Genomic DNA, 17,517 nt, shown 5'->3' with positions numbered 1-17,517 from the left:
CCCCCCTCTGCCCTGCCGGGCATCTCCCCCTCAAGGGGGGAGATTGGCTGCTTTAGGGGTAGCGCCACCGCGCAAAGAAAAACTCAATCCGGCCCGAACCCCGGCGACGTCGCACTGCCATCATCCAACCTCGACAGCCATTCGACCAGCGTCGTCCGGTAGCGCGTCAGGCCTTTGTAATTAGCGAGTTCGTCGGGGAGGTCGCGGATGACGCGGTGCAGGCGCCGAGCCCATTTCGGCTGCGTCACCAGCTCGTCCATCTTGATCAGGTAGCAGCGGATCGGGAAGACGATCGCGTTCGAGCGCGGCAGCCGCCAGAAGCTCTGCAGCTCGACGCGCAGATGCACTTTGTCGCCGACGTTTTCCGGCGTCACCGTGGCGCGGTCCGGACCCCATTTGTGGTAGTTTTCCGGGCTGGTGTCGAGGCGCGGATTGATGGTCATCGTCCAGTTCAGCCGCCGTGCCGGCTTGCCCTGCTGGATGTTGGTGAGGAACTTCAGCGCCCGGACGAATATGCCCTTCTCATGCGCCAGCGGCACCGGCGCGTGCCATTCGAAGAAGTTCATGCCGATGTCGAAATCGAGCGACCAGTCGGCCTGGGTGGTGACCATGCCGGCATCCATCCACAGATTGCCGTCGCGCTGGTCGAGGATGCAGAAATCGCCCTGGCTCTGCCGGGTGATGTACTCCATCGGCCCATAGGGCAGCGTCGAGACGTCCCCGAAGGTGAAGCTGTCGTCGATGCCGAGCGGCCGGTTGACCCAGCGCCAGCGGTCGCCGTCGCGGATCAGCGTGAAATGCTCTGGATAGCCCAGCGCCTGCTGCTCCATCAAAAGTTCGAGCAGATCCCAGCCGGCCAGCGTCATATGCGGCAGCGACTGGCAGCGCAGCGGGTCTTCCGCCAGCACCAAAGCGCGGTCCTGCATCTCGGCGACATAGTGCTCGTCGACGTCGATCAGATTCTCCAGCACGCTGCCCTTCGGCCCGACGACATGCGGCTCGATATTGACCGCATACATGTAGCTGTCTTCGTGGAACGGGAATGGGAACCGCCTGATGTGCTCGGGGCTGTTCCTGAAAGTGAAGTCGTCGCGGAACGTTTCCTTGCGAAAGGTGATGCCCAAGCTCGCCTCCTATCTTTCCAGCACCAGCGACCTGCCCTCGAAGCGCGAGACGCAGGGCATGATCTTGCAGCCCGAACGGTGGTCTTCCTCGCTCAGCCAGTGGTCGCTGTGGATGAATTTGCCGTCATGCGAAATGACGTTGGTCTCGCACTGGCCGCAGACGCCGCCGCGACAGAGATAGGGCGGATCGACGCCGGCCGCCTCGATCGCCTCGAGCAGGCTCTGCTGCTCGTCGACACGGATTGTCTTGCCGCTGAGCGCCAGCGTCACGTCGAACGGCGCGCCGGGCTGGGGTGCCGCGAAATGCTCGAAATGCACGGTTTCCGCCGGCCAGCCGAGAGCGGCGGCGCGCTCGCGCACCCAGCCGATCATGCCCGACGGGCCGCAGACATAGAGATGCGTGCCGAGCGGCTGCGACGACAGCAGCCGGTCGAGATCGACGCGCTCGTCGCGGTCATCGTGATAGAGCCTGACCCGGCGGTCGTAGCGCTCTCTCAGCAGGTCGGCATAGGTGCCGAGCGAGGCGGTGCGGCAGGTGTAATGCAATTCGAAATTGCCGCCTTCCGCCGCCAGCTGCGCGGTCTGCGCCATGAACGGGGTGATGCCGATGCCGCCGGCCAGCATCAGATGCTTCCTGGCGCGCAGATCGAGCGAGAACAGGTTGACGGGATAGCTGACCACCATCTCCGTGCCCGGCCTGACCTGCCTGTGCATGAACAGCGAGCCGCCGCGGCCGGCATCGTCGCGGCGCACCGAGATGGTGTATTCGCGGGTGTCGAGCGGCGAGCCCATCAGCGAATAGGGATTGAGCCTGGTGCGCTCGCCATCGCGCATCTCGACGACGACATGGGCGCCGCCGGAAAAGGTCGGCAAGAGCTCGCCGTCGCGCCTGCGGAAGTGAAAGCGCGTGACCAGTTCGTTGACCGGAACGACATCGCTGACAACGACATCGAGCTTGGTTGTGCCGGTGCTCATCGAAAGACCTCCTCGATCGGAGGAATTTCGCTGCGGTCCTCGGCGTTGATACAGACGCCCTGGAAGGCGGCAAGGCGCCGCGAATAATGATCGCGCACCAGAAGCAGCAGGCCGCAATGCGAACAGGTCGCCGGCTGCGTCGTCACGTTCTCGGTGATGCCCTTACAGTGGACGCACTGCATGCGGCGCGCCAGCGAGCCGCGATGCTCGGTCTGGATCGAGGTGTGATCGATGCCGGCTTCGAGCGCCGCCTGCATGGCCTGGCCGATCAGCCCTTCGGTGCCGGCGAGATAGAGCCTGAGGCCCATATGCGCGTTGGCCAGGGTCTGCTTCAGCCGCGGCAGGGCACTGGCGAAGGAATGGCCGAGGTAGAACTGCGCCGGCTTCAGGGCTTCGAGCGCATCGGCATATTTGCCGTCGCGGCCGGGAATGAAGATGATGTGGGCGCCGCCGAAGAAATCCGCCGGTGCCTTGGCGGCCAGATCGGCAATGGCCAGCGCTCCCTCTGCATCCGCTATGAAAAGATGATGCTTGCCGAGCTGCGGAGACAGAGTCCCATAGACCGGCCGGCTGATGATGCTTTTCGCTGCCATACCCGCAGTATGCCTCAGCCTTTCGCCGTGCGCTTGGTCTTCTTCGGATCGTCGAAGGGAAGCGGCTCGGCGGTTGCGCTGATGGCGCCGCTCTTGTTGCGGATCTCGAGCCTGGTGCCCTGCACCGCGCAGTCGACGTCGAGCCGGGCGATGCCCATCGATTTTTTGACCAGCGGCGAATACATGGCGCAGGTCACCACGCCGACCTTTTTGCCGTCGCGATAGACCGGTGCGCCCTCATCGGCCGGCTCCCTGCCTTCGAGCAGTACGCCGAAGATCTTGAAGCGCTCCTTGCCCTTGAGCCGGTAGTGCTCCTCGGCGCCGCGAAAGCCGGTCTTGCCGGGGCTGACGGTGAAGTCGAGGCCGAGCTCCCATAGCGTGTCGCCAGGGCCCTCGTTCTCGAACGGGTATTTCTGCGAATTGTCGTAGGGGTAAAACAGCAGGTAGCTCTCGACGCGCAGCATGTCGAGCGTGGTGAAGCGGCACGGGATGATGCCGGCGCTTTTGCCCTCGTCGAGTATCCTGTCCCAGATCGTGCCGGCGTCCTGGCCGCGGCAGAATATCTCGTAGCCGCGCTCGCCGGTATAGCCGGTGCGCGAGATCATCACCGGGAAGCCGAACAACTGCGTCTGCATGTGATGGAAATAGTTGAGGTCGCGAATGCCCGGCACATGCTTTGCCAGATAGTCGACGGCTAGCGGCCCTTGCAGCGAAAGGTCGTGCAGATTGTCGTCGAAGCGCAGCGACACGTCACGACCAACGGAAGCGCGCTGCAGCTCTTCATGGCCGGTGCCCGAGCCATGCACGACCATCCAGGAATTCGGGCCTGTGCGGTAGAGGATGCAGTCGTCGGTGAACTTGCCGGCCTCGTTGAGCATGCAGGCATAGGCCGACTTGCCGGGATAGATCTTTTCGACGTCGCGCGTCGTCGCCAGGTCGATTAGGTGAGAGGCGTGCGGCCCGGTGATGTGGACCTTCTTCAGGCCGGACACATCCATCAGGCCGGCCTTGGTGCGGATGGCGATATACTCTTCGTCGGCATCCTTGTCGTAGGTCCAGGCGGTGCCCATGCCGCTCCAGTCCTCGAGCTTCGAGCCGAGCGCCCGATGGCGGTCCGCAAGCGTCGAAAATCTCCAGGATGCCGTCATCCGCTGGTCCTCCGTTCGAAAGAACTTTTTGCTTTCCCCTGCTCCCTGCACACAGGCGGGAGCGTTGCCTTGAATATTGATCGCAAACGCCGGAAGCCTGCAATACCCGTAAGCAAATAATTTCATTGTCAGGCAAATCCGGCGAGCCCAAACAAACGGTTAACGTCGCGTAAAATCGTCTTGACAATTCCAGAATTCGGCCGGATTTTATGAAAAAAATTTCACTCTCTTGAAAGAGGGCAATGACCGGCCAATCTGGACCGGCGTTGAAAAAGGGGAAAGCCGATGTCCGACCTGCAACAGCGCGTGGAAGCGTTGTACCGTTCCGACGTGCGTGGATCTATGCTCCTGATCGTCTGCCTGTGGGCGACGATCCTCTTCGTCCTGTTCATGACATGGCCGTACATCCCCGACGCCGGCATCAAGCTCGTCGTCGCGGTCGCCGCCGCCGCCGTGCTGATCTTCAACACCGCCGCGATCCTGGCGATGGTCAACCACTACAAGGAAGACAAGGACTTCATCTACGGTCTCGACATCAAGAATGCCGACGCCTACCGCAACCGCAAGTCCTGAGGGGGAGACGCATGGCCCGCTATACACCGCCCGAACAGAGCAAGGCCGGACAGGTTTTCGATATCGCCGTCGTCGTTGTCGCGATTTTCGTCGCGCTGTGGCTGCCGCTGAAACTAGGACTGGCAGGGGCGGCAAAATCCATCGACGCGCTCGACGCCAAGACGTGGGAAGCGCTCGGACAGAACCCGACCATGGCCTCGATCTGGGAAAAGCTCGGCTACACCCCGGAAACTGCGCATGACATCATCCAGAACCGGTTCCACTACATCATCGACTGGCCGACGCTGGTCATCATGGCCGCGGTGCTGATCGGCTATTTCATCTTTCTGTTCCGCGCATCGGACCGCGAATACCGCGACGTCATCGACGAAAAGTTCGGCGACAAATAGATAGGGAAGCATCGTCATGTGGGTGGCACTCTCTTACGCATGCTGGGGCATCTCGATCGTGCTCGCGCTGTGGATGCTCTACGACTGGTTCAAGATCGACACGACCTATTCCGAAGAGACGCTGACCTCGTCGAGGGAAGGCGAACTTGAAGCCGTGTCCGAAAAACACCGGATCTGAGTGGGGGATTGAACGATGACGGTCACGGCTGAACCGGCGGTGCAAGTGCAAGGCGACAGGGTTTCGCTGCTCAGGGTGCTTGGCCCAGCCCATGTCTGGGCGCTCGGCGTCGGCATCGTTCTGGTCGGCGAATTCACCGGCTGGAATTTCGCGGCGGACAAGGGCGGCGCGCTGGCGGCGCTGATCGTGTGCTGGATCGTCGGGCTGCTCTACACGTCGGTGGCGATGATCGATTCCGAAGTTACCTCGACGGTCGCTGCGGCCGGCGGCCAATATGCCCAGGCAAAGCACATTGTCGGGCCGCTGATGGCCTTCAACGTCGCGCTGTTCCTGGTCTTTGCCTACACCATGCTCGAAGTGTCTGACGCGATCCTGCTCGGCGACACGATCGTCGCCAAGGCCGGCGTCGAGGGCCTCAACCACAATTCCTTCATTGCCGCGACCATCGTCGTGCTGGCATGGCTGAACTATCGCGGCGTGCTGATGACGCTCAACGTCAACTTCGTCATCACCGCCATCGCCTATGTCTCGATCGTCATCCTGTTCTTCTCGGTAAGCCCGTGGACGCAAGGCGCGGTGCTGAAGCTGAACGAGCTGGTCACCCCCGGCAACGCCCTGCCCTATGGCTGGATCGGCGTCATCGCCGCCTTCCAGTTCGGCATCTGGTACTATCTCGGCATCGAGGGCACCACGCAGGCGGCCGAGGAAGTGCGCTCGCCGGCGCGCTCGCTGCCTTACGGCACGATGGCCGGCATGATCACGCTTCTGATCGCGGCCGCCATGACCTGGTATGTCTGCGCCTCGCTGATGCCCTGGGAATATCTCGGCATCACCTACTATCCGCTGTGGGACGCGGGAAAATTGACCGGCAGCGCGCTGCTGGAGAACCTGCTGTTTATCGCGACGCTGCTTGCCGCACTCGCCTCCGCCAATGGCTGCATCAACGACGCCGCGCGCGCCTGGTTCTCGCTCGGCCGCGACCGCTATCTGCCGACGTGGTTCTCGGCGGTGCATCCGAAATACCGCACGCCCTATCGCTCGATCCTGTTCCTGCTGCCGATCGCGCTCGCCTTTGCCTTCATCGCCGACCTCAACCAGGCGATCACCTTCTCGATCCTGTCGGGCGTGCTGCAGTACACCTTCATGAGCATCAACATCATCATGTTCAGGAAGAAGTGGCCGCTCGGCTCGATCCGCCGCGGCTACACCCATCCGTTCCATCCGCTGCCGGCGATCGTCTTGTTCTGCCTTTGCGTGGTCACCTTCTTTGCGATCTTCCTCGGCTTCGGCTCGCAGCTGATCGCCATGGTCGCCTTTTACTTCCTGATCTCGCTGTGGTTCCACTTCTACCGCTACAAATTCGTGCGCCGTGGTGCCCAGTTCACCATGCCGTGGCCGAAGCCGCAGGGGTACTGACGGCGCGCCCGGTCTGGGCGGGCATTTGCGTGACGAGGTGCGTTAGGTGATCTCAGCGTTGCTCGCCGGGGCGATTGCCCTGGCTCTCGTCCTCCACATAACCTGGCTTGCGCGCTCGAACCGCGCCAAGGCTTCGACCGCGCTTGCCGCCGACGAAGCGGGGCTTCGCGAAATCATCCCCGACGTGGCCATCATCTCGGATGGCACTGCCGGCGTCGTCACCTTCGCCGGCTCGTGGAACGGCCGGCGGGTGCAGGTGCGGACCATCGTCGACACGCTGGCGATCAGGAAACTGCCGGCGCGCTGGCTGAGCGTTTCGATCACCGAAAAGGTCGCGATACCAGGCACTTTCGATTTGATGATGCGGCCGGGATCGCCGACGGCTTTTTCCAATTTCGATCATCTCGACCACACGCTGCAGACGGCGGCGGGATTTCCGGCCGAGGCGGTGCTGCGGACCGACCGCAAGGGCGTGCGCTTTCCCGAGGCCCTTATCGCCGGTCACCTCGACATCTTTGCCGAGGGGCGCGCCAAGGAATTGCTAATCACGCCGAACGGCGTGCGCATCGTCTGGCTGCTGGCCGAGGCCGAGCGGGCGCGCTACGGCGTATTCCGGCAAGCCGAATTCGGCACGGTCAGGCTCGATCCGGGGCTGATCGAGAGGCTGCTGTCGTCGGCTTCGGCGCTGCGCGATGCCATCAATCGAAGCGAACGGCAGGCGGCATGACCAGCCAGATCACCACCTCCCCCGCACCACCGAGCCCCTATCTGGTTCTGGGCGCTGCGATCGTCTTGCCCGCGAGCGGGCATGTCGTGCTCGGCGTGCCGGTGCGCGGCCTGCAATTCCTGTTCTTCATGGTGATCCTGGCCTGGGTCACCGCCAAGATCGCGCCGCCCGACGCCAGCTTCGTCGGACGCCATGCCGGCGGCTTCCTGATCTATGCCCTGTCGATCCTGGATGCCTATAAGATCGCCCGCATCCGCTATGCCAAATGGGTTCACAATCGCGGTGGGCGCGGCGATAGTGCGCCCGGCCGCGCCCCAGGCTGATGTATAACGACAGGAAAATTTTTTTCATACCAATTGAATTCCCCGGACTCATTCGATACATCTCCAAGGGAACAATCTCGGGAGCCTGACATGTGCGGAATCGTCGGACTGTTTTTGAAGGACAAGTCGCTCGAGCCCCAGCTTGGCGCGATGCTGTCGGAGATGCTGATCTCGCTCAGCGATCGCGGTCCCGACAGCGCCGGCATCGCCATCTATGGCGCGCCCTCCAGTGAAGCCAAGATCACCATCCAGTCGGCCAAGCCGGAGCGCGATTTCCGCGGCCTCGACGCCGAACTCGCCAAGGCAATCGGCGCGCCGGTGAGCATTGCTGCGAAGTCGACGCATGCGGTGGTCCGGACGACGCCTGCCAAGATCGACCAAGCGCGCGAGGCGATCCAGGCGCTGCGTCCCGACATCCGCATCATGGGGGCCGGCGACGTCGTCGAAATCTACAAGGAAGTCGGCCTGCCGGAAGCGGTCGTCGACCGTTTCGGTGTCCGCGAGATGACCGGCACCCACGGCATCGGCCATACCCGCATGGCGACCGAATCGGCGGTGACGACGATGGGCGCGCATCCGTTCTCGACCGGCGCCGACCAGTGCCTGGTGCACAATGGCTCGCTGTCCAACCACAACAATGTCCGGCGCGAGCTGATCCGCGAAGGCATGACATTCGAGACCGAGAACGATACCGAGGTCGCTGCCGCCTATCTCTCCTCGCAAATGGCGCATGGCAAGAACCTGGGCGAGGCGCTGGAAGGTACGCTGAGCGACCTCGACGGCTTCTTCACCTTCGTCGTCGGCACCAAGAACGGTTTCGGCGTGGTGCGCGATCCGATCGCCTGCAAGCCTGCCGTAATGGCCGAAACCGACCAGTATGTCGCCTTCGGCTCGGAATATCGAGCGCTCACCAAACTGCCCGGCATAGACAATGCGAAGGTCTGGGAACCCGAGCCCGCAACCGTCTATTTCTGGGAGCATTGATCTGATGCCGGCAATCAACGCCTTAAATACGGGCAACCTCTCCAAGGCCGCGCGAGAGCCGGGCCAGGCGTCGAGGGTCTTCGACCTGGCCGAAATGTCGCTGCGCGAGCTCAACCAGGCGCTGCACGATCTGGCGCCCGGTTCGAACGAGACCGCCTGGGAAGTACTTCACCCGCGAGGCAGCCATTCGGTCGCCGTCGGCGTCGACCAGCCGGTCGCCATCGATGTCCGCGGCAGCGTCGGCTATTATTGCGGCGGCATGAACGACGGCGGCAGCATCACCGTGCATGGCTCGGCCGGACCCGGCGTCGGCGAAAACATGATGTCCGGCCAGATCGTCGTCAAGGGCGATGCCAGCCAGTATGCCGGCGCCACCGGCAGGGGCGGGTTGCTGGTCATCGAAGGCAACGCGTCGTCACGCTGCGGCATCTCGATGAAAGGCATCGACATCGTCGTGCATGGCAATATCGGCCACATGTCGGCCTTCATGGCGCAATCCGGCAATCTGGTGGTGCTGGGCGATGCCGGCGATGCGCTCGGCGATTCGATCTACGAGGCGCGGCTTTTCGTGCGCGGCAAGGTCGAAAGCCTCGGCGCCGACTGCATAGCCAAGGAGATGCGGCCCGAGCATCTCGAATTGCTGCAAAACCTGCTCGACCGCGCCGGCGTGACCGGCGTCAAGGCGGCGGAGTTCAAGCGCTACGGCTCGGCGCGCACGCTTTACAATTTCAATATCGACAACGCCGACGCGTATTGAGGCTCAATGACCTATCGCAACCCGCCGACGACGCCGCGCAAATCCGCGACCTTCGACGACTACACGCTTTCCGAGATCCGCCGCGCCGCGGCGACCGGCATCTATGATATCAGGGGCGCCGGCGCCAAGCGCAAGCTGCCGCATTTCGACGACCTTCTGTTCCTCGGCGCCTCGATCTCGCGCTACCCGCTCGAAGGCTATCGCGAGCGCTGCGACACCAGCGTCGTGCTCGGCTCGCGCTATGCGAAAAAACCGATCGAGCTGAAAATCCCGATCACCATTGCCGGTATGAGCTTCGGCTCGCTGTCCGGCCCGGCGAAGGAAGCGCTCGGCCGTGGCGCGACCCTGTCGGGCACCTCGACCACCACCGGCGACGGCGGCATGACCGAGGAAGAGCGCGGCCATTCGAAGACGCTGGTCTACCAGTACCTGCCGTCGCGCTACGGCATGAACCCGCGCGATCTGCGCCGGGCCGACGCGATCGAGGTTGTCGTCGGACAAGGTGCGAAACCAGGCGGCGGCGGCATGCTGCTCGGCCAGAAGATCTCCGACCGCGTCGCCGAAATGCGCACGCTGCCGAAAGGCATCGACCAGCGCTCGGCCTCGCGCCACCCCGACTGGACCGGGCCGGACGACCTCGAGATCAAGATCCTCGAACTGCGCGAAATCACCGACTGGGAAAAGCCGATCTACGTCAAGGTCGGCGGCGCGCGGCCCTATTACGATACCGCGCTTGCGGTGAAATCGGGCGCCGATGTTATCGTCGTCGACGGCATGCAGGGTGGCACGGCGGCTACCCAGGAAGTGTTCATCGAAAATGTCGGCCAGCCGACGCTTGCCTGCATCAGGCCGGCCGTGCAGGCGCTGCAGGATCTCGGTATGCACCGCAAGGTGCAGCTGATCGTCTCGGGCGGCATACGCAACGGCGCCGACGTCGCCAAGGCGCTGGCGCTCGGCGTCGACGCGGTGTCGATCGGCACGGCAGCGCTTGTCGCACTCGGCGACAACGACCCGCGCTGGGAAGCGGAATACAACGAGCTCGGCACCACCGCCGGCGCCTATGACGACTGGCATGAGGGACGCGACCCGGCCGGCATCACCACGCAGGATCCCGAGCTAATGAAACGGGTCGATCCGATTGCGGCCGGACGACGGCTGGCGAACTATCTCAAGGTGATGACACTTGAGGCTCAGACAATCGCCCGCGCCTGCGGCAAGAACAGCCTGCACAATCTCGAGCCCGAGGATCTTGTGGCCTTGACGATCGAAGCCGCCGCCATGGCCGGCGTGCCGCTGGCCGGCACCAACTGGATACCGGGCAAGAACGGCTTCTAAAACAAACCAAATGCCAGTAAGCGAGGAACTATAATGGGGAACGATCTCGCCGCCTTCGCCAAGGAGAAGGGCGTCAAATATTTCATGATATCCTACACCGACCTGTTCGGCGGGCAGCGTGCCAAGCTGGTGCCGGCGCAGGCGATCGCCGACATGCAGCGGGACGGTGCCGGCTTTGCCGGTTTTGCCACCTGGCTCGACCTGACGCCGGCGCATCCCGACATGCTGGCCGTGCCGGATCCCGCCTCGGTGATCCAGTTGCCTTGGAAGCCCGAAGTCGCCTGGGTCGCCGCCAACTGCATCATGGACGACAAATCGGTCGAGCAGGCGCCGCGCAACACGCTGAAGCGACTGATCGCGGAGGCCGCTGGCGACGGCATGCACATCAAGACCGGCGTCGAGGCCGAATTCTTCCTGATCTCGCCGGACGGCAAGACGATTTCCGACGAATACGATACGGCGTCGAAACCCTGCTACGACCAGCAGGCGGTGATGCGCCGCTACGACGTGATCGCCGAGATCTGCGATCACATGCTGGCGCTCGGCTGGGGCGCCTACCAGAACGATCATGAGGACGCCAACGGCCAGTTCGAGATGAACTGGGCCTTCGACGATGCGCTGGCGACCGCCGACAAGCATTCCTTCTTCAAATTCATGGTGAAATCCGTTGCCGAAAAGCACGGCTTGCGCGCGACTTTCATGCCGAAGCCGTTCCAGGGCCTGACCGGCAATGGTTGCCATGCGCATATCTCGGTGTGGGACAAGGACGGCAAGACCAATGTCTTCGCCGACAATGCGATGGAGCTCGGCCTGTCGGCCAAGGGCAGGAATTTCCTCGGCGGTATCATGAAACATGCCTCGGCATTTGCCGCCATCACCAACCCGACGGTCAATTCCTACAAGCGCATCAACGCACCGCGCACCATCTCCGGCGCCACCTGGGCGCCGAACACGGTGACCTGGACCGGCAACAACCGAACCCACATGGTGCGCGTGCCTGGTCCCGGCCGCTTCGAGCTGCGCCTGCCCGATGGCGCGGCAAACCCGTATCTGCTGCAGGCCGTGATCATCGCCGCCGGGCTCGACGGCGTCCGCTCCAAGGCCGATCCCGGCCGGCGCTACGACATCGACATGTACCAGTTCGGCCATACGGTCGAGGGCGCGCCGAAGCTGCCGCTCAACCTGCTCGACGCGTTGCGCGAGTTCGACAACGACAAATCGCTCAAGGCGGCGCTGGGTGAGGAATTCTCGTCGGCCTATCTAAAGCTCAAGCAGCAGGAATGGAATTCCTATGCTTCCCACTTCACCCAGTGGGAGCGCGACCACACGCTCGACATCTGATCCGGAATTGTTGCACGCCCGGCGCGAAACAGGTTCATGAAATACTCGATCTTCTCCCTCGCCCGGGCGGCATTTTCCGGCCACAAGAACTGGCAGCGGACCTGGCGCGACGCCAGCCCGAAGAGCCACTACGACGTGGTGATCATCGGCGGCGGCGGCCATGGCCTGGCGACGGCATGGTTCCTCGCCAGCGAATACGGCATCAGGAATGTCGCGGTGCTGGAAAAGGGCTGGATCGGCTCCGGCAATGCCGGCCGCAACACCACCATCATCCGCTCCAATTACGGGCTGCCCGGAAATACCGGTTTCTACGAGCTTTCGATGAAGCTGTGGGAACGCATGGAGCAGGACCTCAACTACAACACCATGGTCAGCCAGCGCGGCGTCATCAACCTTTACCATTCCGACGCACAGCGCGACGCCTATGCGCGGCGCGGCAACACCATGCGCATCAACGGCATCGATGCCGAACTGCTTGATCTGACGGCGGTCAGGAAGATGATGCCGTTCCTGAACTTCGACAATGCGCGCTTTCCAGTGCAGGGCGGGCTTTTGCAGCGACGCGGCGGCACGGCACGCCACGACGCCGTGGTCTGGGGCTATGCGCATGCGGCGAGCGCGCTCGGCGTCGACATCATCCAGAATTGCGAGGTGACCGGCTTTGTCCGCGACGGCAGCGGCAAGGTGACCGGCGTCGAGACGTCGCGCGGCAGGATCGGTGCCGCCAAGGTCGGCATGGCGGTCGCCGGCTCCTCGTCGCGCGTCGCGGCGATGGCCGGCATGCGGCTGCCGATCGAAAGCCATGTGCTGCAGGCCTTCGTCTCGGAGGCGATCAAGCCGCTGATCCCCAATGTCATGACCTTCGGCGCCGGGCATTTCTACGTCAGTCAGTCCGACAAGGGCGGGCTGGTGTTCGGCGGCGACATCGACGGCTACAATTCCTACGCCCAGCGCGGCAATCTGCCTGTCATGGAAGACGTTTGCGAGGGCGGCATGGCGCTGATGCCGATGATCGGCCGGATACGGCTTCTGCGTCAGTGGGGCGGCATCATGGACATGTCGATGGACGGCTCGCCGATCATCGACAAGACGCCGGTCGACGGGCTCTATCTCAACGCCGGCTGGTGCTATGGCGGCTTCAAGGCGACGCCCGGCTCCGGCCTGGTCTTTGCCCATCTGCTGGCGCGCGACGAGCCGCACAAGGAGGCGGCGCGCTTCCGCCTCGACCGCTTCCGGCGAGGTGCGATGATCGACGAAAAGGGCCAGGGCGCCCAACCGAACCTGCATTGAAGGCTGGCTGAAGAAGCATGCGCATTGTCTGTCCCTTCTGCGGCGAACGCGAACTCGGCGAGTTCACCTATCTCGGCGACGCCAAGCCGGCGCGCCCGGCGGCCGGCGCCACCGAAGACGAGGTCTTCGACTACGTCTATCTGCGCGACAATGTCGCCGGGCCGATGAGCGAATACTGGTACCATGGCGGCGGCTGCCGGGCCTGGCTGAAGGTCGCCCGCAACACGCTGACGCATGAGATTTCCTCCGTCGAGCCGGCGGCGGGCGTTGGTGCGAGGCTGGCTGCCAAATGAGTATTCTCTGCCAACTCAGCGCTGCCCCTCATCCGCCTGCCGGCACCTTCTCCCCGTATAGAGACGGGGAGAAGGGATATGGCCGCAACCTCGGCGCCCTTCCTGTCACGCTGGAGATTAGCGAAACCCTCAACGAAGGCGTCCTTCTCCCCGTCACTATACGGGGAGAAGTGCCCGGCAGGGCGATGAGGGGCAGCGCGGCGCCCGTGCATGGGGGCCGGCAAACGTGACCTCCAGCCAGCCCTATCGTCTCGTATCGGGCGGTCTCATCGATCGTTCCGCGCCGCTGGGCTTCCGCTTCGACGACAAGAGCTTTGCCGGCTTCCAGGGCGACACGCTGGCCTCGGCGCTGATCGCCAATGGCGTCAAGCTGGTCGGCCGCTCGTTCAAATACCATCGGCCGCGCGGCATCCTGACCGCTGGATCCGAAGAGCCCAACGCGTTGGTCGAACTGCGCAGCGGTGCGCGGCGCGAGCCGAACACCAAGGCGACCACAGCCGAACTTTATGACGGGCTCGAAGCGGCCAGCCAGAACCGCTGGCCGTCGCTGCGCCATGATCTGATGGCGGTCAACCAGCTGTTTGCGCCAATCTTCGTCGCCGGCTTCTACTACAAGACCTTCATGTGGCCGGCGAAATTCTGGGAAGCGGTCTACGAGCCGGCGATCCGCCGCGCCGCCGGCCTCGGACGCGCTGCCGGCGTCGCCGATCCCGACCATTACGACAAGGCGTGGGCGCATTGCGATGTGCTGATCGCCGGTTCCGGCCCGGCCGGACTGGCGGCGGCATTGGCGGCGGGGCGCAGCGGCGCCCGCGTCATCCTGTGCGAGGAAGACTTTGCGTTCGGCGGCCGTCTGCTTGCCGACGGCGGCACGATCGACGGCGAGCCGGCAGCCGAATGGATTACGCGCACGCTGGGGGAACTCGCCGCGCTCCCCGATGTCCGCATCATGAACCGCACGACACTGTTCGGCGTCTATGATGGCGGCACCTATGGCGCCATCGAGCGGGTCAACGACCACCTGCCCTCGCCGCCCGAGCACCAGGTGCGCCAGCGACTGTGGCGGATCGTAGCCAGGCGTTGCGTCGTTGCCGCCGGCGCCATCGAGCGGCCGATCGTCTTTGCCGGCAACGACACGCCGGGCGTGATGATGGCTTCGGCGATGCGGACTTATGTCGCGCGCTACGCGGCGACGCCGGCAAGGCGGATCGCCCTATTCACCAACAATGAGGACGGCTGGCGCACGGTCGAGACCGCGCTTGCCGCCGGTCTGCAGATCGCGGCGGTGATCGATGGACGCCCGGACGTCTCCGCCGCGCATCGCGCGCTTGCCGCCAAAGGCGGCTTTGCCGTGCTCAACGGCTCGGTCAGCGGGGTCGAGGGCGGCAAGGACGGCGTTAGGAAAATTGCGGTGGCGCTCACCGGCGGCGCACGCGCCGAGGTCGAGGCAGACGGACTTGCCGTCTCCGGCGGCTGGAATCCGGCGGTCGGGCTGACTTCCTATCATCGCGGCCGGCCGAAATGGCAGGACGATATTGCAGCCTTCGTGCCGGACGGCGCGCCACCCGGCATGGTGGCCGTCGGCGCCGCCAACGGCGCCTTCGGACTTGGCGAGTGCCTGCGCCAGGGCTTTGCCGCCGGATCGGCAGCAGCACAAGGCGCCGGACGCGGCGGCAATGCCGGCACGCCGCCGGTCGCCGACGAAGAAGCCTTTTCGCTGACGCCGCTCTGGCATGTCGCCGGCAAAGGGAAAGCCTTCGTCGACTACCAGCATGACGTGACCGCGTCCGACATCGAACTGGCGCAGCGCGAAGGTTTCGAATCGGTCGAGCATCTCAAGCGCTATACGACGCTCGGCATGGCCACCGACCAGGGCAAGACCTCGAACGTCGCCGGTCTCGCCATCATGGCGGCAATCAGCGGCAAATCGATCCCCGAAACCGGCACGACGATCTATCGCCCGCCCTATGTGCCGGTCGCCATCGGCGCCTTCGCCGGCCATCATCGCGACGAGAACTTCCATGCGACAAGGCTGACGCCGTCGCATCACTGGGCAGCCGAACAGGGCGCGGTGTTCGTCGACACCGGCCTGTGGAAGCGCGCGCAATGGTATCCGCGCGCCGGCGAAAAGGACTGGCTGGAATCGGTCACCCGAGAGGTCAAGGCGGTGCGCTCCGGCGTCGGCTTCTGCGACGTCTCGACACTCGGCAAGATCGACGTGCACGGCCCGGATGCCGGCGCCTTCCTCGACCGCGTCTACATCAACACCTTCTCCAGTCTTGCCGTCGGCAAAGCCCGCTACGGGCTGATGCTGCGCGAGGACGGCATCGTCTATGACGACGGCACCACGTCGCGGCTGGCCGAGGATCACTACTTCCTGACCACCACCACCGCCAAGGCCGGGCTGGTGATGCAGCATCTCGAATTCTGCCGGCAGGTGCTGTTCCCCGAATTCGACGTGCAGTTGACCTCGGTCTCCGACCAGTGGGCGCAGTTCTCGGTCGCCGGGCCGAAGACGCGGGACCTGCTTCGCGAAATCGTCGACCCTGCCGAGGATTTGTCGAACGAGGGCTTTCCGTTCATGGGCGCGCGGGAAGTGCTACTCGGCGGCGGCATCAGGGCACGGCTGTTTCGCATCTCGTTCTCCGGCGAGATGGCGTTCGAGATCTCCGTTCCGGCCCGCTATGGCGACGCGCTGGTGCGCAATTTGATGCTGGCCGGCAAGCCGTTCGGCGTGACGCCCTACGGTACCGAGGCGCTCGGCGTCATGCGCATCGAAAAGGGCCATGTCGCCGGCCCGGAGCTGAACGGCACGACGACCGTCGCCGACCTTGGTCTCGGCAAGATGATGTCGACCAAGAAGGATTTCATCGGCCGCGTCATGGCCGGGCGCGAGGCGCTGATTGCGCCGGACCGGCAGGTCGTCATCGGCATCAAGCCGACGGACAAGACGCGCCGCCTGCGCTCCGGCGCGCATATCATCCCGAAGGACAAGACACCCGGTCCCGATAACGACCAGGGCTACGTCACCTCGGTCTGCTTCTCGCCGGTGCTCGACCAGTGGATCGGGCTTGGCCTGGTCGAACGAGGCCGCGATCGCATTGGCGAGATCGTCCATGCGCATGATCCACTGCGCGGCGAAGACTACGATGTCGAGCTGTGCAGTCCCGTCTTCTACGATCCGGATGGAGGGCGCCAGCGTGGCTGAGTTTTCCTGGATTGCCCGCAGTCCGCTGGAGAAGGCGCTTGTTGTCGGCGGCTATGGCGCGCGCGGCACGGCGGCCGGCGTATCGCTCATCGAGATCCGCAATTTCGACCTGATCCAGGTGATGGCGCGGCGCGGCAAAGCGGCAGAACTGGCGAAGGCTGCCGAAGCCCGCTTCGGCGTTGCCGCCCCGGTAACGCCCAAGGCGGTCCGAGTTCCCGACGCTACGCTGATCTGGTCGGGACCGGATCAGTTCCTGGTCCTGTCCAATGGCGGCAAGCACGCGATCGAACCGCTGAGCCAGGCGTTTGCGCAATCCGCCTCGTTGTCCCACCAGTCGCATGCCCGCGTGCTGATCAGCGTTTCGGGAGAAAAGGCACGCGCGATGCTGGCCAAACTGTCGTCGCTGGACCTGCACCCCGCGGCGTTCCCGGCCGGCACCGCTGCCGCGACATCGATCGACCATACCAGCATCAATTTCTGGCGCGGCAATGACCGGACGGACGGACGGGCGGTGTTCAACCTTCTGGTGTTCGCGACCTTCGCCGAAAGCCTGTGGCACACGATGCTCGATGCCGCCGCGGAATATGGCGTCGACATCGGGCATTCCGAGGAGTTGGGGTAAACTATCTGCGTCGGCGCCGCCCCTCATCTGCCTGCCGGCATCTTCTCCCCGTATAGTGACGAGGAGAAGGGGCTTGCCGCGACGGCTGCGCCTTTCCTGCAACGCCGATAATTGGCGAAATCGTTGGTGACAGGATCTTTCTCCCCGTCACTATACGGGGAGAAATGCCCGGCAGGGCAATGAGGGGCAGGGCCGACGTCGGAAAGGTAAGGCCGAGCTGCCCCACCTTCACCTTGCCAAC

18 protein-coding genes are annotated in these 17,517 nt (G+C 64.0%); 14 read left to right on the top strand and 4 right to left on the bottom strand.

The features are described from left to right. Positions 1-83 precede the first annotated feature (83 nt). Genes AC0L2Y_RS01120 through AC0L2Y_RS01105 form a run of 4 tightly spaced genes read right to left on the bottom strand, consistent with a single transcriptional unit; the run spans position 84 to position 3,840 of the window. Positions 84-1,124: a heme-dependent oxidative N-demethylase family protein gene (locus tag AC0L2Y_RS01120; RefSeq protein WP_473553166.1), complete on the bottom strand. Its 1,041-nt coding sequence runs from the start codon at positions 1,122-1,124 to the stop codon at positions 84-86. Between the two features lie 9 nt (positions 1,125-1,133). Next, a complete protein-coding gene (locus AC0L2Y_RS01115) occupies positions 1,134-2,099 on the bottom strand; it encodes a PDR/VanB family oxidoreductase (RefSeq protein WP_473553164.1) in 966 nt (321 codons plus the stop codon). After that, positions 2,096-2,692 (bottom strand): dimethylamine monooxygenase subunit DmmA family protein, encoded by a 597-nt coding sequence (locus AC0L2Y_RS01110; RefSeq protein WP_352489502.1) that lies wholly within the window; start codon positions 2,690-2,692, stop codon positions 2,096-2,098. Before AC0L2Y_RS01110 ends, AC0L2Y_RS01115 begins: the two co-directional genes overlap by 4 nt. Before the next feature lie 14 nt (positions 2,693-2,706). After that, positions 2,707-3,840, bottom strand: a complete 1,134-nt coding sequence (locus AC0L2Y_RS01105) for an aminomethyl transferase family protein (protein ID WP_352773122.1) — start codon at positions 3,838-3,840, stop codon at positions 2,707-2,709. A 285-nt stretch (positions 3,841-4,125) separates the two neighbouring features. On the opposite strand from AC0L2Y_RS01105, the gene AC0L2Y_RS01100 reads away from it, so the two are divergent. The 14 genes from AC0L2Y_RS01100 to AC0L2Y_RS01035 all read left to right on the top strand — a co-directional run bounded on the left by AC0L2Y_RS01100 (position 4,126) and on the right by AC0L2Y_RS01035 (position 17,276). Next, positions 4,126-4,413, top strand: a complete 288-nt coding sequence (locus AC0L2Y_RS01100) for a hypothetical protein (protein ID WP_352476575.1) — start codon at positions 4,126-4,128, stop codon at positions 4,411-4,413. A gap of 11 nt (positions 4,414-4,424) precedes the next feature. Then, positions 4,425-4,802: a hypothetical protein gene (locus AC0L2Y_RS01095; RefSeq protein WP_473553161.1), complete on the top strand. Its 378-nt coding sequence runs from the start codon at positions 4,425-4,427 to the stop codon at positions 4,800-4,802. 16 nt (positions 4,803-4,818) lie between these two features. Then, positions 4,819-4,980 (top strand): hypothetical protein, encoded by a 162-nt coding sequence (locus AC0L2Y_RS01090; protein ID WP_473553159.1) that lies wholly within the window; start codon positions 4,819-4,821, stop codon positions 4,978-4,980. Positions 4,981-4,995: 15 nt separating this feature from the next. Beyond that, positions 4,996-6,396: an APC family permease gene (locus tag AC0L2Y_RS01085; RefSeq protein ID WP_473553156.1), complete on the top strand. Its 1,401-nt coding sequence runs from the start codon at positions 4,996-4,998 to the stop codon at positions 6,394-6,396. Positions 6,397-6,442: 46 nt separating this feature from the next. After that, positions 6,443-7,123, top strand: a complete 681-nt coding sequence (locus AC0L2Y_RS01080; RefSeq protein WP_473553154.1) for a hypothetical protein — start codon at positions 6,443-6,445, stop codon at positions 7,121-7,123. Further along, positions 7,120-7,446 carry a hypothetical protein gene (locus tag AC0L2Y_RS01075; protein WP_352489498.1) on the top strand — a complete coding sequence of 109 codons (327 nt, stop codon included), beginning with the start codon at positions 7,120-7,122 and terminating at the stop codon, positions 7,444-7,446. Before AC0L2Y_RS01080 ends, AC0L2Y_RS01075 begins: the two co-directional genes overlap by 4 nt. A 90-nt stretch (positions 7,447-7,536) precedes the next feature. Then, the gene (locus AC0L2Y_RS01070) at positions 7,537-8,430 is read left to right on the top strand and encodes a class II glutamine amidotransferase (protein ID WP_352660738.1); all 894 of its coding nucleotides are present in this window, start codon (positions 7,537-7,539) and stop codon (positions 8,428-8,430) included. A gap of 94 nt (positions 8,431-8,524) precedes the next feature. Beyond that, positions 8,525-9,187: a GltB/FmdC/FwdC-like GXGXG domain-containing protein gene (locus tag AC0L2Y_RS01065; RefSeq protein WP_473553671.1), complete on the top strand. Its 663-nt coding sequence runs from the start codon at positions 8,525-8,527 to the stop codon at positions 9,185-9,187. A gap of 6 nt (positions 9,188-9,193) precedes the next feature. Further along, positions 9,194-10,522 carry an FMN-binding glutamate synthase family protein gene (locus tag AC0L2Y_RS01060; protein ID WP_352489496.1) on the top strand — a complete coding sequence of 443 codons (1,329 nt, stop codon included), beginning with the start codon at positions 9,194-9,196 and terminating at the stop codon, positions 10,520-10,522. A 33-nt stretch (positions 10,523-10,555) separates the two neighbouring features. Then, a complete protein-coding gene (gene glnT, locus AC0L2Y_RS01055) occupies positions 10,556-11,863 on the top strand; it encodes a type III glutamate--ammonia ligase (protein WP_473553151.1) in 1,308 nt (435 codons plus the stop codon). Positions 11,864-11,899: 36 nt separating this feature from the next. Beyond that, the gene (locus AC0L2Y_RS01050; protein ID WP_352569362.1) at positions 11,900-13,153 is read left to right on the top strand and encodes a sarcosine oxidase subunit beta family protein; all 1,254 of its coding nucleotides are present in this window, start codon (positions 11,900-11,902) and stop codon (positions 13,151-13,153) included. Positions 13,154-13,170: 17 nt separating this feature from the next. Beyond that, positions 13,171-13,446, top strand: a complete 276-nt coding sequence (locus AC0L2Y_RS01045; protein ID WP_473553148.1) for a sarcosine oxidase subunit delta — start codon at positions 13,171-13,173, stop codon at positions 13,444-13,446. Positions 13,447-13,672: 226 nt separating this feature from the next. Continuing rightward, positions 13,673-16,654 carry a sarcosine oxidase subunit alpha gene (locus AC0L2Y_RS01040; protein WP_473553146.1) on the top strand — a complete coding sequence of 994 codons (2,982 nt, stop codon included), beginning with the start codon at positions 13,673-13,675 and terminating at the stop codon, positions 16,652-16,654. Then, positions 16,647-17,276 carry a sarcosine oxidase subunit gamma gene (locus AC0L2Y_RS01035; protein ID WP_473553143.1) on the top strand — a complete coding sequence of 210 codons (630 nt, stop codon included), beginning with the start codon at positions 16,647-16,649 and terminating at the stop codon, positions 17,274-17,276. Before AC0L2Y_RS01040 ends, AC0L2Y_RS01035 begins: the two co-directional genes overlap by 8 nt. The last annotated feature ends 241 nt before the right edge of the window (positions 17,277-17,517 follow it).

Source organism: Mesorhizobium sp. WSM4830, assembly GCF_055811495.1.
This window is presented reverse-complemented; position numbering and strand designations above follow the sequence as displayed.